Genomic DNA, 14,696 nt, shown 5'->3' with positions numbered 1-14,696 from the left:
CCATAGACATAAAAATACCGCAGTGTTTTTATATTCACACTACGGTAATTTTGATATTGATATTATAAATCTTTTTTCATCTGTAGGAGCTCTTCCTTCTTCTCCAACAATTTTTCAATCGTTTGATCTATCTTTTCAATTGCTTCATCAATATCTTTTTTTAATTTTTTATCCTCAACAGCTTCAGTATGAACACCAAACACAAGATAATTTGTTGATACATTGAAAAACTCCGAAATTTCAAGCAGAAAATCAATAGATGGTCTGCGCAGCCCAGATTCAATCTTAGCGATTGTATTCTGACTGACATTTAACTTCTCAGCGAGCTGTTCCTGTGTAAGTTCTCGTTCTTTGCGAAGTTGCTGGATACGTTTTCCGCATTCTTTTAGATGGTGTCTCATGTATGTTTTCCTTCACAATTCAATTACTTAATTATATATTTCGTGCCTCTGCCTTTACCTTCAATTGCTATCACACCTTTTTCGCCCATATCCTTCAGCAACTTTGTTGTCTTTGATTTTCCAAAAGGTATATATGGTGCAATTTCACTTATTGGTTTTAACATAGTTTTACTTAAAAGTTTATAAATCACTTTTTCGTCTTCGGTTAAATTAGCATCCTTTTCAAATAAAGGAAGCACAATTTTTATAGCATTCTCTGAGACTTCAAAGTCCGGCTTCATCAGAGCTTCTGCATACAGTTGCTTTATTCTTGTAATTCCTGTTCCAAATATCTCGACAAATCCTAATCTATAAAACACATTGGCAAGATTTCTATTTCTTAAAACAGAAAGTTTACCTGACAAATATTCTTCTGCTGTTATTCCGGACGGCAATCCACCAGGAGACACAACTTCTATCCTGTCATCAAACATGGAAACTCTGATGTGCGAATCTACATCCCATACCCTATGGATCAGAGCATTTGCAATTGCTTCTCTGAATGCTGCTTCCGGTATCTTCTCCATCTTCTTTCTGTCAGCGCCCTGTATCACTTCATACTGATAATAGTCCTTGTATACAGCAAGTGCCTTTTCATACGCATCTAAAATGGATATGTTTTCAACAGTTGTTCTCTTTTGAATAATACTGATGTTTTCTCCGAACTTAACAATATCAATTCCCGGAAAATGATTTTTATCCGCCAAAAGTCCCGCTGCATTATTAAAACCATTTACATTGTCATACAAGGTCAATGTTCTCAATGTATCCTGATTAAACGTTTTAATCTGAATACTTTCTTTCAGCTTACGCTGTAAAACTTCAAAAGACAGATCCTGATCTTTACAAGGCAATTCTTCAAATCTAATATTTTTCCCATCTAATACAAGTCTTGAAAATCCCAGAGTATCTACCTCTATCGTCGCTGTATCATTTCGTTTGTATGCTTTTGATTTATACAAATACGGCTTCTGAAGGCCACTGGTTACAGTAAGTTTTATCGTCTGCTCATTATTCTGTATTTCAAGTGTATAGTTCGGTTGAGGAGAAATACTGTCATTGATTTTATTTTCAATATCCAGGCACGCCTGCTTTACATCCGACAATCCCTTTACATTTCCATCATCATCTACTCCAAAAAGTATTGTTCCACCATCGTAATTTGAAAAGGCACTGACCGTTTTTAAAAAGGTATTTGTAATCGTTTCCTTGAACTCTAATATTCTCGTTTCACGCATAATAATCGCATCCTTTCCAACTTTATTGATTATATTATATGCATAAATGCGCAAAAAATCAATCACAAAAATTTACGATTGATTTTTTGATTGGTTTTTAACCGTTTTTTCTATTTCGTCCGTTTTGACGATTAAACAGACCCCGATAACAGCAAATCTATGCTCAATTTAACCTTTATATTTCATTTTAACTTTTGAAAAGTTAAAACAAAATGTTTTGAGTTAAGACTGTTATAATTGTTTTGGTGGATTTTATATGTGAATACACGCACAAATTCGGCCGTAAATTTTTACGATTGCTCGAATTTCAATCGTAAAAATGGGCGCACTTGTCCCTACAATACTTCCAAGGTCGTCCATCCGTCACACCATATCCATTCCCTATTTTTGTGCAGATGCACACTTTTAGAGAATGGGATTTGGATTATACGCTTTTCTGGAAAGGATTTTTGCAACCTATAACAGTTTTCCGTTCTAAAGATACCGCTTTCGAAACTTTCAAAAATTTTCATTTTTGAAAGCGGTGGGTTTTTACTTGATTGAATAATCACGAACTCAGAACCATGCAATTACGAGCCTGTCAATGTTTCCTTATAAGACGCTGCGTAACATCTTTGTAATCTGTGGAGTGTTACTGTATGACTGGTGAGTATCTCACAGGTGATTACCATCAGAGACAATAAATACGGTCAGGAAATAAAGACAAGCCCGTAGACGTAGAAATGCCTCACCACTGGATTTAACTCCTGCAGCGAGGCGCTCTTTGTTACTTAAGGCTTAACCTTCGATAATTCCATCATTATCGTCTTCGTCTGAATCGATGGTTTCACCACAGTTGGTGCATTCCCATTCGTCATCCCAATACATGATACCACCACAATTAGGGCAATTCTTAAAGTATCTCTCCCCAGTGTCATCTTCTAATTCACCGGAGCAATAAGGGCATCTGCTATACTCGGATTCGTCGTAAACCTTGTCACAAAACGGGCACATCTGCATAATTTTTTCCTCCTTTACAAATCGTCGATATCATACCCACCGTAATACGCCAAAGCCTGAGCAATGAATAAACATCCTGCTTTCCCATAATTCCTCTCGTGCTGGATCGCTATATCTCCACCGAGGAAGAATGGAGCCGTGTACTTGGCAATAAACTGCGGAGTGATTTTTCCATCAAGTTCCGGTTCCGTGTTATGGCCCACAAGATACTCGTGCAACAGTTTAACAACTCTCTGCACTGTATCGCTGTCGTATCCAAGGTCCTTCATGTCAGAAATAACTTGATAGTAGCCATGAAGGGCGTATGTGTGCATCATTCCTTCAGCATCGAAATTTTCGAACATTTCAAGAATATGCTCCACATCATCAGGACCCCACTCTTGTGGGGCCTTTGAAATAAGCGTGTCTGCCATTTTCATAAACAGCGCTGAACGAGGGTCGTCATAAAAGTTCCAGTTCTCGTGAGCGTACTTCAGAAAATCGTCGAATTTCATACTGCCGATTTTCGATGTAGTAGGAACACGGCCCATAAATTTTATGCTTTTAGCAAACTCCAGATAAATTAGGTTCTCATCATGCTTGCATTATGAGAAGTTCGCTGATGGCTGCCGGAAAAGCGAAGTCTTCTGATCAAATTAAATCGGAACCGTTTGATGGCTGTTATCCTTGCTTTGGTGGTAACGGTATAAGAGGATATGTCGATGAATACAACCAAGAAGGAACATTCAGTATCGTAGGACGCCAAGGGGCTCTTTGTGGCAATATCAATATTGCCTCTGGTAAGTTCTATGCCACTGAACATGCTGTGGTTACAACTTTGTTTAATGGAATAGATTTCAACTGGAGCAATTATACTTTAGAAGCATTAAAGCTAAACGAATATGCAACAGGTGCAGCGCAGCCTGGATTATCCGTCGCTAATGTACTTAACGTATTTGTTCCAGTTCCTCCAATACAAGAACAAAAATATATCGGACATCAAATTTCCAAATCCATAAAAATCATAGAAAATATTACAGATGAAAAAGAAGATTTGCAAACCCTGATTTCTGCAGCAAAATCCAAAACCCTCGATCTTGCCATTCATGGTCAGCTTGTACCGCAGAATCCCGATGATGAACCTGCTTCTGTTCTTCTGGAGCGTATCCGAGCAGAGAAAAAAGAACTCATCAAGCAGGGCAAAATCAAACGTGATAAGAAGGAATCCGTCATCTTTAAAGGTGAGGATAACTCTTATTATGAGAAGATTGGTAAAAGTGTTTCTAAAATTGACGCCGAAATACCGTTTGCTCTCCCAGAAGGATGGGAATGGTGTAAACTTGGTAGCCTTTGTTCGTCAATTCAGTATGGATTAAGTAACTCTGCTGAAAGTAGCGGAACCCATAAACTTTTAAGAAGAATTACAGATATTCAAAACGGTTCTGTAAATTGGGATACTGTTCCGTATACAACAATAGAGGATCCAGAAACATTTTGCTGCAGAAATCAGGGTTTGCAAATCTTCTTTTTCATCTGTAATGAGAGTAATTGCATCGTTCATTACAATGTCAACATTTCCATAATCCAGTCGTAAACACTTTTTACATAACTATATTCGTCAACTGGAACACTATATGATTCTTTGGATAGTTTATTCTTAATTGCACTCAATCTAAGAATCCATTGTGTCTTAGCTTCTTTGCCTCCTGCAATCCTTGTTTCCTCCGGTCTAACTAACATCTCTTCAAAGAAAGAAGACCAGTTTTTTCCATTGGTTACAATCGAAACATAATCCGCTAATGAAACAAAATCCCAGACATTAACATCCTCTGCATCGTCACCGCTATTTAACTGAAGATCATATGCTTTCTCATCGGCCAGTTTCTTTGCCTTGGTATAGGTGTTTTTAGGAAGGCCTTTAACTAGCCAAGATGTACCAAAATATTCCTGAAGACTACCAGATATAATAGTTTTTAATTTGTTCTCAATCTCGCACAACAATTACCATATTCAAACAAAACTGACTCCGTTAGAAAAACGAAATCAGTTTGTTGCTTAAAATTTAATTATTCTACCATAGACCTGTTTTTTTGTGCTGTCTGCACAACTTGGGGCAGTTCAATTCGGGAGAGATTATCACTTTATGCTTATTTGACCTGTAAAGCCTGGTCTATGAGTTTTTCAAGTGTCTTTGCTTGATTTTTTTCAGTGATTGCACCAACGATTGGCTCGCCTACAATGTTGCCATTCTTGTCGACGACATATGTTGTTGGGTAAGAGAAAATGCCTGATGTGAACTTGCCTGCATCGCTGTTTGAATCAAACCAGATATTCTTGTATGTTACACCTTTCTTTGAAAGGATATCCTTTGCTTCTGAAATTGCTGTCTTGTCACCGTCAAGTGTAAAAGTGTTGATGCCGACAACCTGACCGCCTTTTTCTGCAAGCTTTTTGTTGAGTGCTTCCAATTCGGAAAGTTCGCCGACACAAGGCTTGCAAGTGCTGAACCAGTAGTTAACAACTGTTACATTGCTGTTTGCGAAAAGTTCACTGCTCTTTACATCGTTGCCGTCAAGGTCCTTGCCGTCAAATGACGGAAAACTTGTTGCGTCACTGCTGTTTGAAACAACGCCGTTACTGTCAGCCGGAACGCTGTCGCCGTTGCCCGGAGCCTTTGCACATTCAGGATATTTTTGTTCCAAGATTGTGAGCTTGCCCTCAATTTCCTTGATTTGTTCTGCACCGGCAACGAGTTTTTTGTATTCCTCATCTGTGAATTGGTCCTTTGCACTTTCGATTGTCTTGAGAAGAAAGTCGCCGTAGTTTGTGCCGTCCTCAATCATTGGGGTTTCCTTGTTTGAAGCCATAAATACTTTTTCCCAAAGGGCTTTGTCTGTTGACAAAATTTCGTTTTCTTTTTTCATAAGCTGATTGTAGAGCTTTAAAGCTTCATCAGCATCACTTGGCTCTGTTGCCATCAAGGTTGAAATGCTTGAATCTGTTGATTGTTTTTCGTCTTTGTTGTCCTTTGATGTTGAGCAAGCAATAAGGCTGATTGCCAACACAGAAACTAATAATACTACTGTTAAGATTTTTGAGAGTTTTGAAAACTTCATAATTATTCCTCCGTTATAATTCCTCTTTTGTTTCTTTTTTGTTTGTTTTGTTTTCGATTTTTGCGTTTTCGTCTACTGTTTTTCCAAGCATGCCAAAGCCGTATTGAAAGCTGACTGCGTCGGTAGGACAGGCACTTATGCACTTTCCGCATCGGATACATTCGGTGCTGTTAGGCGTTTTTGTAACATCAACATCCATTTTGCACACCTTTGCACATTTTCCGCACGAAACGCATTTGTGCTCGTCTACCTTCATCCCAAACAGCGAAACCTTGTTGAACAGTGCGTAGAATGCACCGAGTGGGCAAATCCATTTGCAGAACGGTCTGTAAAACAGCACGCTCAAAACGACTACCGAAATCAGCACAACAAGTTTCCACGAAAACAGTTTTCCCAATGCCGAACGGATACCTTCGTTGACTGCCGAAAGTGGCAACGCACCCTCAAGCACACCTTGCGGACATATATATTTGCAGAAATATGGGTCGCCCATCCCCAAATCATTTACTATGAGCACCGGTAATAAAACAACTGCCAACAGCAGTACTGCATATTTGATATATGTCAGTGGCTTGAGTTTTTTTGTTGAAAACTTTTTGGTCGGGACTTTGTGCAACAAATCCTGTAACCAACCAAACGGACACAAAAATCCGCAGATAAAGCGTCCGAGCAGAACTCCCAACAAAATGAGAAATCCTGTTATATAATAGGAAAACTTATATTTTGACGAGCCGACTACCGCCTGAAATGAGCCGATTGGGCAAGCACCCGATGCGGCAGGACAGGAATAGCAGTTCAGACCAGGCACACAAACGGCCTTGCCTTTGCCTTGATAAATTTCGCCTTTAAAAAAGTTTGGCAGATGAATATTTGTCAGCAGAGTTGCTCCTGCCTGAATCCATCCTCGGAATTTGGCTAATTGGTTAGATGCCGAATGTTTTTTCTTATTATGGTTTTTATTCTTTGTTTTCTTTTTATCCAATTCCTACACACTCCAAACAAAGCCTGATTGCCTTGCTCAAAACGGTTTCAACTTCGCCACGCATCGCACCGAAGCCGAGCATAATAGCTCCCGAAATAAGCAGTACTGCCTGTGATAAAGCCTTTTTTGCTCTGGTCAATTCAATCACTCCTTTCATTTTCTGGCGTCATTGTAGCACATCGGATATAAAATTTTCGTTAAGAACAGAAATTTAACACAGATTTTATGTTTTTGTGCTATAATCCTGTCTTTGACAGTTACTAAACAAAAAAATCGCTGTACCTCTTGAATTTACTGGGGTTCGGCGATTTTTTGTGCCGTTTTGGAATATAGTATTTTATTCCCGGCCTTTGCTTTTTTTCTGAATGTTTTTCATTTGCCTTTTGGTGATAAATTTATAATCCGTTCCAAAGCCGCAAACTGTGTGCAATGCATCGGTTAGCTTGTCTCGTGTGTAAAGTGGAATAAAACCCTGGTCTTGTTTCAAAATCAGTTTTCATTATACGGAAACATTCCTCGATTTCCCAACGACCTTCGCTGACTTTTAAGATATCTTTTACGTCATCGTCTAAGAGGTCTGTAGTTACTGCATACATCCCATCATATAAGGCTTCCTGTTCGATCTTTTCTGTGTCCAGATAATTGTAGATCTTTGCAGTTTCTCCATCTTCAGTTACTGCGACTTTCCCTATGAATCGAGCAGAATCATTCGGATTTCCACGTTCCTTCTTTATCGTACCAGCGCTCCTTAAATCCCTCGCAATTATGAAACTGCACCTCACTTATTAGATAGTATACCATACTGTCTAACAAATGAGGTGCAGTTCCTCTTTCTTAATACTTATTCAAATCAATATTTCCCATTTTCCATATCTTTTTCCGTTCACTCTACGGATATATTCCTTTTTCTGCAAGGACTCCATAATTCGTTTTACGGTGCTGAGCGATTTTCCGGTCTCAGCAACAAGATCCTTCTGCTTAATTGACGGATTCTTGTAAATCAGCTCCAAGAACGCCAGCTCCTCTAAAGTACATTCCAAAGTGTCAAATTGAGACTTTGGAGCTTTTGGAGTGACACTTTGGGAATTATCATCCACATAGCCCACGTGCATATCTCTGTTTTTCAGCTCATATTCCGTTCCCAAAATTAAATTGCTGAAGAACATTTCCAAAAACTTTGTTGTGGCATGAACGCTGTTTTGCAGATCGTTATAATTTGCTCTTACCAAAGCGTTGCGGAAATACCAAGAAAGAAAATACAACTACAGCCATGAGCACCTGTTGTACCAGACGCAAAACAATTCAGCCTCATATCCTGTCAGTGTAAAGGGAAAATAGACATCCTTTTCTTTTACAAGTTTACAAAGCAGCCTTCCTTACCTGTTTCTCAGCATTCCACTGCTACTTTAATCACGCCATCTCTCTTATTTTCGAACAATTCATATGCCTCTTCAATCCTGTTTAACGGATATGTATGCGTAATCAGCGGTTCCGTGTTGATCTTACCTTCTGATATCAGCTTCAGAGTTTCTTCGCAATCGCAGCCATCCACTCCACCTGTTTTAAAAGTGAGATTTTTACCATACATATCTGGGAGTGGCAACATCTGTGCTTTATCGTAAAGCGCAACCACTGTCACGATTGCATTTGGTCGGGCACATTCCCACGCCAGTTTAAATGTCGATTCTGCTCCGGCAACTTCAAGGACTGCATCAGCTCCACCATGCTCACTATTAGTCTTAACAAACTCTTTACAGTCTTCCGGTGAAACAGTAAGAGTCTCCGGATAATGCTCCTTAATAAAGCGAATACGTGTTTCGTCCTTTTCACATATAATGATCTTCGCTGGATTTTTCAGCATAACACTAAGTAAAGTACATATTCCTGTTGGACCGGCTCCAATGATCAGTACAGTATCTTCCTCTGTGATTTCAGAAATACGTGCTGCCCAATAACCAGTAGCAAGAACATCTCCTACCAGTAAAGCCTGTCTGTCCGTAACACCTTCCGGGATTTTATTCAATCCCTGATCTGCAAAAGGAACCCGGACATATTCTGCCTGTCCCCCATCGATACGACAGCCAAGTGCCCAGCCACCATTCTTGTCGGTACAATTGTTTACATATCCTTTCTTACAGAAAAAACACTCTCCGCAAAAAGTTTCTACATTTACAGTCACCCGGTCTCCCGGTTTTACATGCGTCACCTTAGAACCGACTGCCTCAACAATACCTACCATCTCATGGCCAACTGTAATTCCCGGGACTGCACGCGGTACACTTCCGTGTTTAATATGCAGGTCACTGGAACAGATGCTGGCCAGTGTCACCTTTACAATGGCATCTCGTTCATGCATGAGCACTGGTTTCGGTTTTTCCATTAGTTCAAATTTTCCCTTTGAAACATATGTATAAGTCAGCATTATTTTGCCCCCATCTATTAGAATATATGCTAATAAAATATCCGGTACGGAACACTTCTGTTCTTATACCGGATATTTCTGATTCTATCTTGTATACACTGTTTTACCTCTTGCTATTACCTCAACAAGCTGCAGGTCCTGATCCAGGATACAAAGATCCGCATCATAGCCCTCTTCAATCTTTCCTTTTCCATTAAGGCGAAGGATTTCTGCCGGATTGGATGTTATTGTTGAAAGTGCAATTTCCAGCGGGATATCCGCTTTAAACACACACTCTTTTACTTCCTTCAGAAGGCAGCTGGACTGTCCAACACCCATTCCAAGGAATTCGCCATCACTGCTGTACATCGGAAGGCTTCCCTGTCCATCAGAAGAAATTGTCATGCGGTCAGGATTTACTCCTGCATCTAACATCCGTTTGATACCATTACATACACGTACCTCATCACAGATAGTTTCCCAATAGTCAATATCTTCATTTCCGGTAAAATCTACTGCTCCGCCCTTCAGCGCATATTCAACTGACTTACAGAAAAGCATCTCATTTCGATTGATATGTGTTGGCAGTATTTGAGAAGTCGGTATCTCTGTCTCATCTACCACTCGTTCAATAAGATCTAAGCATCTCGGACTGTCACCAAGATGAACATTTACAATGCCAGCTTTCCCGGAAAGAACACCACCAAGTCTTGTATCCGCAACGACACGTGCAAATTCCTCAAAAGTCGGCTGTGAAGACCGATGATCAGAAATCGCGATTTCTCCAGTTCCAATGATTTCCTGAATCATCATGATATCTTTCACAATACTGTCAGTCAACGTACGAACCGGAATATGATAACTGCCTGTATAACAGTATGCAGACATTCCCTGCTCATTCAATCCTTTTGTCTTTGCAACCAATGCACATATATCACGACCGATTCCATCTGTTCCAAGGCAGCCAACAACTGTTGTTACTCCAAACTTCGTAAGTCCTTCCATAGTTGCTTCCGGAGTACGATTGGCGAATCCACCTTCGCCACCGCCTCCTAGTACATGAACATGACTATCAATGAATCCCGGAGTTAAAAGTAACCCCTCTCCATTGATCATTTCTGACTCCGCAAGAAATCCATCTGCAGATATAGAACCTGAATCTTTAATCTTAACAATCTTATCATTGATTATAAGTACGTCTTTTTTCCCCAGATGCTGTGGAGCATAAATATCAATATTCTGAATTAATTTCATCATAAATCACTCCAAATTATATAATGCATGTTTTAGAATCCAATTCCAACTGCAATAAGAACTGTAATGATTGCACCAATCATTAAGACGCCAAGGAATTTCCACATGAATTTAATCCAGTTAGACCACTCAATCTTTGCAATTGCAAGAGATCCGATCAGACATCCAGATGTAGGAACAATCAGGTTTGTAAATGCATCACCAAGCTGGAATGCAACTACAGCTGTCTGTCGTGAAACACCTAACAGGTCTGACAGTGGAGCCATAATCGGCATTGTGATCGCAGCCTGTCCTGTTCCGGATACAACAAAGAAGTTGAATACAGACTGGAACAGATACATAAGTACTGCTGCAACTGCTCCGGAAACTCCAGACAATGCATTTGAAATATTATACATAATTGTATTGATAACTGTAGGTGTTGTCGGATCAGATCCACCAAGAACCTGCATGATACCCTGTGCCATAGCAACAACAAGTGCAGCACCAATCAGATCTTTTGCTCCATCTTTGAATGATATTGCGATATCATTCAGTTTCATATCATTCAGTTTAAAGATAACTCCGATCACACCGGAAACAATTCCCATAATAAAGAACTGTGTAGCAATCTCTGGCATGTAGTATCCTTGAATCATAACGCCCCAAACTACCCATACTACTGTAGCAGCCAGTGTCAGAAGAACTAAAATGTGTCCAAGACCAAATGAATGTCCTTCGTCAATTCCTGTTTTTTCATTCTGCTCACGGAAATATGAATCAGTCTTATATGCGATTGAGATTGTCGGAGTCTTTTTGATCTTTGATGCATAGAACATAGTCATTCCACAGCCGAGTGCTGTAAATACTACCCACATTACCATACGGAATCCTGCTCCGGAGAATACGTCAATACCTGCAATACCCTGTGCGATACCTACAGAAAATGGATTCATCCAGGATGAACCAAAACCAATCTGTGTTGCAACATAAGTAACAAGAACTGCAATAACTGAATCATATCCAACTGCTACAAACAACGGACAAAGAATCATAGTAAACGGAAGCGCTTCTTCTCCCATCCCGAAAACTGCTCCACCAAGAGAAAACAGTACGAAAAGTACCGGAATCAATAGTTTTTCTGCTCCCTTTGACTTGCGGATCAATCCGATCAATCCAGATTCAATCGCACCTGTACGGATCATGATACCAAATGCACCACCTACTACCATAAGAAATGCAATAATCTCGATTGCAGAACTATTTACAATTCCGTTATACATATAGTTGAAAAATCCTGTTCCACCATCTCCACTAAAGAGTGCTACTCCTTCTGTTACTACATTTCCCGTATCATCTGTCAGATACTGGAAACTTCCGTCTTTGATTACCGTACGGGTTTTCTCAACACCATTGATCATATATGAAATATCCTGTGTTTCGTAAAATCCCTTTGGTACAAGAAATGTCATAAGTGCTGCGACAACAACTACTAAAAAGATGATAATGTAGGTATCAGGCACTTGGAACCCCTTGTTAAAAGACTTTAACCCTTTTCCTTCGTTTTTGCTCATTTTTGAATCTCCCTCCCATTTTTGATATACTATATCAGTGTACCACAAAATGCTTAAAATCCAACTAAAACTTTACATATTTTATCAAATTTATTTGTTTTATAAGAACCTGTCAAATTATCTTAACCAAATGCAGATCCACACCTTTTTGAAACATGAAATAACCCCAGTATTTCCTGTATTTATAACACCAATAGCCACATCCTGTCAGATTTTCAAAAAAACTGCTCTTATTTCCTGCAGCGTCCAAGTCTGCCTTTAAAATCTTCATACCCAAAATCAGTAAGACGTTCCATGGTTTTATCGCCATGTCTCAGCCATATATCAGGCAAAGGCATTCCATTAAAGGTATTGTTTTTGCAGGTTGTATAAATGGCCATATCACCAAACATGAGGATATCTCCGTACTTCAACGGCTCTGAAAAGCTGTAATCTCCTATGATATCTCCTGACAGGCAGGTTGGTCCTCCGAGTCGGATTGTGACTGCATTTTCTCCCGGTTCATCTGCTCCAAGAAGAGGAGGACGATAAGGCATTTCCAGAACATCCGGCATATGACAGGCAGCACTTCCATCCAAAATCGCAAGCCGGGTATCACCATTTTGCAGCACATCCAGAACAGTTGTCAAAAAGAATCCTGCATTTAAGGCCCATGCCTCTCCAGGCTCCAGATAAACATCTACCTTCCATTCTTCCTTTGCGGCCCTAATGCACTTCTCAAGCCGTGCAATATCATAGCCTGGTCTTGTAATATGATGTCCTCCTCCCAGGTTCAGCCATTTCATCTTAGAAATCAGATCTCCGAATTTCGTCTTTACTGCTGTAAGAGTAGTTTCCAGATCAGAAGAGTCCTGCTCACAAAGGGTGTGAAAATGAATACCATCCAATAATCTGATCAGCTCCGGATACTTTCTCACCGCAGTTTCCCACTGCGCCCTTGTGGTACCCATTCGGCTGCCTGGAGCACAAGGATCATAAATAGCATGTCCCTCCTGGGTAGAGCATTCCGGATTGATCCGAAGCCCTGCACTTTTCCCGGCCTCCTTCACTCTTTTCCCAAAACGAAGAAGCTGAGAAGGTGAGTTAAACACTATATGATCTGCAAAGCTAAGCAGCTCCTCAAATTCATCCTCACGATATCCGGCGCAAAATACATGTACCTCTTTCCCAGGCATCTCCTGGGCACCAAGCCTAGCTTCGTACAGTCCGCTTGCTTCTGTTCCTGTCAGATAAGGTTCCAAAAGATGATAGCAGTCATAATTACTGAAAGCCTTCTGTGCCAGCAGCATTTTGCAGCCAGTTCTTTTGGCAATATTTCCCATTAATTCTGCATTTTTTATAAGCGCCGCTTCGTCGAGAACATAACAAGGTGTTTTGATCTTCCGCAACTCCGGCGGAATAACTCCGCCGGACGCTGCAAAGGGTGGTCTTGTATCTATTCTTTCCATTAATCCACCAGCTCCGGATCATGATTTTCGCTGCGTGGAAGTCCATATTTGTCAAGTGCTTCCAGGAACGGATCCGGATCAAATTCTTCTACTGTGTACACTCCCGGGCGGATCCATTTTCCGGTAAGCATCATTAATGCTCCGCACATAGCCGGAACGCCTGTCGTATAGCTGATCGCCTGACTTCCAACCTCTTTATAACATTCCTGGTGATCACAAACATTATAAATATAATAGGTTTTCTCTTTTCCATCCTTTACTCCGGTGAAAATGCAGCCAATATTAGTTTTTCCCTTAGTACGTGGACCCAGGCTGGCCGGATCCGGGAGAAGAGCCTTCAAAAACTGGATAGGAACGATTTCCTGTCCGTTATAGTTGATCGGAGTAGTAGAAAGCATTCCCACATCCTCCAGACAGCGCATGTGATCCAGATAGCTCTGTCCGAAGGTCATAAAGAAACGGATTCTCTTTACTCCCGGAATTGTCTGGGCAAGGGACTCAATCTCCTCGTGATGCAGAAGATACATATCTTTATCGCCGACCTGATCAAAATCATATTCCCTCTTGATTGCCATCGGAGGAATTTCCACCCAGTGTCCATTCTCCCAGTAGCTTCCGGGCGCACTTACCTCACGAAGATTGATTTCCGGATTAAAGTTGGTTGCAAATGCATATCCGTGGTCTCCTCCATTGCAGTCCAGAATATCAATGGTATCGATCTGGTCAAACTCATGCTTTAATGCATATGCACAATATGCCTGGGTAACACCCGGATCAAAGCCGCAGCCAAGAAGTGCTGTAAGTCCTGCCTCTTCAAATTTCTTCCGGTATGCCCACTGCCAGGAATAATCAAAATATGCGGAAAATCCCTCTTCCTTACAGCGTTTTTCGTAAATAGCACGCCATTTGGGATCATCCGTATCCTCCGGCTCATAGTTTGCCGTATCCATATAGTTTACACCACATGCCAGACATGCATCCATGATGGTCAGATCTTGGTACGGAAGCGCAATGTTCATTACCAGATCCGGTTTGTAACTATTGATCAGCTGGATCAGCTGGTTTACATCATCTGCATCCACCTTTGCGGTGGTAATAACTGTTTTTGTTTTTCCTTCCAGTTTCCGGGCAAGTGCATCACATTTTTCTTTTGTCCTGCTTGCTATACACAGTTCTGTAAATACAGTATCTGCCTGACAACACTTCTGAATTGCTACACTGGCTACTCCACCGCAGCCGATTACAAGTACTCTGCTCATGTTTTTTGTCTCCTTTTTTATACTCAA

The 14,696-nt window shown here is 40.6% G+C and carries 15 protein-coding genes; 1 reads left to right on the top strand and 14 read right to left on the bottom strand.

Annotated features, from left to right (window positions below):
* Nucleotides 1-62: 62 nt before the first annotated feature.
* The 4 genes from DWX61_RS07310 to DWX61_RS07295 form a co-directional block, all read right to left on the bottom strand.
* Nucleotides 63-401 carry a helix-turn-helix domain-containing protein gene (locus DWX61_RS07310; protein ID WP_118624515.1) on the bottom strand — a complete coding sequence of 113 codons (339 nt, stop codon included), beginning with the start codon at nucleotides 399-401 and terminating at the stop codon, nucleotides 63-65.
* 23 nt (nucleotides 402-424) lie between these two features.
* Entirely contained in the window at nucleotides 425-1,678 is a 1,254-nt protein-coding gene (locus tag DWX61_RS07305; RefSeq protein WP_118513281.1) for an ATP-binding protein, read from the bottom strand.
* 777 nt (nucleotides 1,679-2,455) lie between these two features.
* Entirely contained in the window at nucleotides 2,456-2,677 is a 222-nt protein-coding gene (locus tag DWX61_RS07300) for a hypothetical protein (protein ID WP_022271552.1), read from the bottom strand.
* Between the two features lie 14 nt (nucleotides 2,678-2,691).
* Nucleotides 2,692-3,171: a hypothetical protein gene (locus DWX61_RS07295; RefSeq protein WP_147419613.1), complete on the bottom strand. Its 480-nt coding sequence runs from the start codon at nucleotides 3,169-3,171 to the stop codon at nucleotides 2,692-2,694.
* 107 nt (nucleotides 3,172-3,278) lie between these two features.
* On the opposite strand from DWX61_RS07295, the gene DWX61_RS07290 reads away from it, so the two are divergent.
* Nucleotides 3,279-4,250 (top strand): restriction endonuclease subunit S, encoded by a 972-nt coding sequence (locus DWX61_RS07290; protein ID WP_182433962.1) that lies wholly within the window; start codon nucleotides 3,279-3,281, stop codon nucleotides 4,248-4,250.
* On the opposite strand, the gene DWX61_RS07285 is transcribed toward DWX61_RS07290, so the two are convergent.
* From DWX61_RS07285 to DWX61_RS07235, 10 genes are all read right to left on the bottom strand, one after another.
* Nucleotides 4,217-4,654 (bottom strand): hypothetical protein, encoded by a 438-nt coding sequence (locus tag DWX61_RS07285; protein WP_118513284.1) that lies wholly within the window; start codon nucleotides 4,652-4,654, stop codon nucleotides 4,217-4,219. The two genes, DWX61_RS07290 and DWX61_RS07285, sit on opposite strands and share 34 nt — an antisense overlap.
* Nucleotides 4,655-4,803: 149 nt before the next feature.
* A complete protein-coding gene (locus DWX61_RS07280; RefSeq protein ID WP_118513285.1) occupies nucleotides 4,804-5,772 on the bottom strand; it encodes a TlpA family protein disulfide reductase in 969 nt (322 codons plus the stop codon).
* 13 nt (nucleotides 5,773-5,785) lie between these two features.
* Nucleotides 5,786-6,670, bottom strand: a complete 885-nt coding sequence (locus DWX61_RS07275; RefSeq protein ID WP_207663253.1) for a 4Fe-4S binding protein — start codon at nucleotides 6,668-6,670, stop codon at nucleotides 5,786-5,788.
* 76 nt (nucleotides 6,671-6,746) lie between these two features.
* The gene (locus DWX61_RS07270) at nucleotides 6,747-6,911 is read right to left on the bottom strand and encodes a CD1871A family CXXC motif-containing protein (protein ID WP_015541225.1); all 165 of its coding nucleotides are present in this window, start codon (nucleotides 6,909-6,911) and stop codon (nucleotides 6,747-6,749) included.
* Nucleotides 6,912-7,599: 688 nt separating this feature from the next.
* Nucleotides 7,600-7,899 carry a winged helix-turn-helix domain-containing protein gene (locus tag DWX61_RS07260; protein ID WP_286188060.1) on the bottom strand — a complete coding sequence of 100 codons (300 nt, stop codon included), beginning with the start codon at nucleotides 7,897-7,899 and terminating at the stop codon, nucleotides 7,600-7,602.
* Nucleotides 7,900-8,141: 242 nt separating this feature from the next.
* Nucleotides 8,142-9,176 carry an alcohol dehydrogenase gene (locus tag DWX61_RS07255; RefSeq protein WP_118513286.1) on the bottom strand — a complete coding sequence of 345 codons (1,035 nt, stop codon included), beginning with the start codon at nucleotides 9,174-9,176 and terminating at the stop codon, nucleotides 8,142-8,144.
* Nucleotides 9,177-9,260: 84 nt separating this feature from the next.
* Nucleotides 9,261-10,409, bottom strand: a complete 1,149-nt coding sequence (iadA, locus tag DWX61_RS07250) for a beta-aspartyl-peptidase (RefSeq protein WP_118513287.1) — start codon at nucleotides 10,407-10,409, stop codon at nucleotides 9,261-9,263.
* A 32-nt stretch (nucleotides 10,410-10,441) separates the two neighbouring features.
* On the bottom strand, nucleotides 10,442-11,962 hold the full coding sequence (gene yfcC, locus DWX61_RS07245) for a putative basic amino acid antiporter YfcC (RefSeq protein WP_118513288.1): 1,521 nt from the start codon (nucleotides 11,960-11,962) through the stop codon (nucleotides 10,442-10,444).
* 230 nt (nucleotides 11,963-12,192) lie between these two features.
* On the bottom strand, nucleotides 12,193-13,410 hold the full coding sequence (locus DWX61_RS07240; protein WP_118624507.1) for a carboxynorspermidine decarboxylase: 1,218 nt from the start codon (nucleotides 13,408-13,410) through the stop codon (nucleotides 12,193-12,195).
* Nucleotides 13,410-14,669 (bottom strand): saccharopine dehydrogenase family protein, encoded by a 1,260-nt coding sequence (locus DWX61_RS07235; protein WP_118624505.1) that lies wholly within the window; start codon nucleotides 14,667-14,669, stop codon nucleotides 13,410-13,412. Before DWX61_RS07235 ends, DWX61_RS07240 begins: the two co-directional genes overlap by 1 nt.
* Nucleotides 14,670-14,696 lie beyond the last annotated feature (27 nt).

It is taken from the genome of Ruminococcus sp. AF20-12LB (genome assembly GCF_003478985.1).
Classification (GTDB): Bacteria; Bacillota; Clostridia; order Lachnospirales; family Lachnospiraceae; genus Blautia_A.
Note: the sequence above shows the minus strand (reverse complement) of the source record. Positions and strands in the feature narration are given on the sequence as shown.

Excerpts from the sequence above, each read along its gene's own strand:
- DWX61_RS07295 (WP_147419613.1), bottom strand. The coding sequence starts at position 3,171 with ATGAAATTCGACGATTTTCTGAAGTACGCTCACGAGAACTGGAACTTT.
- DWX61_RS07240 (WP_118624507.1), bottom strand. The coding sequence starts at position 13,410 with ATGGAAAGAATAGATACAAGACCACCCTTTGCAGCGTCCGGCGGAGTT.
- DWX61_RS07235 (WP_118624505.1), bottom strand. The coding sequence starts at position 14,669 with ATGAGCAGAGTACTTGTAATCGGCTGCGGTGGAGTAGCCAGTGTAGCA.
- DWX61_RS07305 (WP_118513281.1), bottom strand. The coding sequence starts at position 1,678 with ATGCGTGAAACGAGAATATTAGAGTTCAAGGAAACGATTACAAATACC.
- iadA (WP_118513287.1), bottom strand. The coding sequence starts at position 10,409 with ATGAAATTAATTCAGAATATTGATATTTATGCTCCACAGCATCTGGGG.
- DWX61_RS07290 (WP_182433962.1), top strand. The coding sequence starts at position 3,279 with ATGGCTGCCGGAAAAGCGAAGTCTTCTGATCAAATTAAATCGGAACCG.
- DWX61_RS07280 (WP_118513285.1), bottom strand. The coding sequence starts at position 5,772 with ATGAAGTTTTCAAAACTCTCAAAAATCTTAACAGTAGTATTATTAGTT.
- DWX61_RS07270 (WP_015541225.1), bottom strand. The coding sequence starts at position 6,911 with ATGAAAGGAGTGATTGAATTGACCAGAGCAAAAAAGGCTTTATCACAG.
- yfcC (WP_118513288.1), bottom strand. The coding sequence starts at position 11,962 with ATGAGCAAAAACGAAGGAAAAGGGTTAAAGTCTTTTAACAAGGGGTTC.
- DWX61_RS07310 (WP_118624515.1), bottom strand. The coding sequence starts at position 401 with ATGAGACACCATCTAAAAGAATGCGGAAAACGTATCCAGCAACTTCGC.
- DWX61_RS07300 (WP_022271552.1), bottom strand. The coding sequence starts at position 2,677 with ATGCAGATGTGCCCGTTTTGTGACAAGGTTTACGACGAATCCGAGTAT.
- DWX61_RS07255 (WP_118513286.1), bottom strand. The coding sequence starts at position 9,176 with ATGCTGACTTATACATATGTTTCAAAGGGAAAATTTGAACTAATGGAA.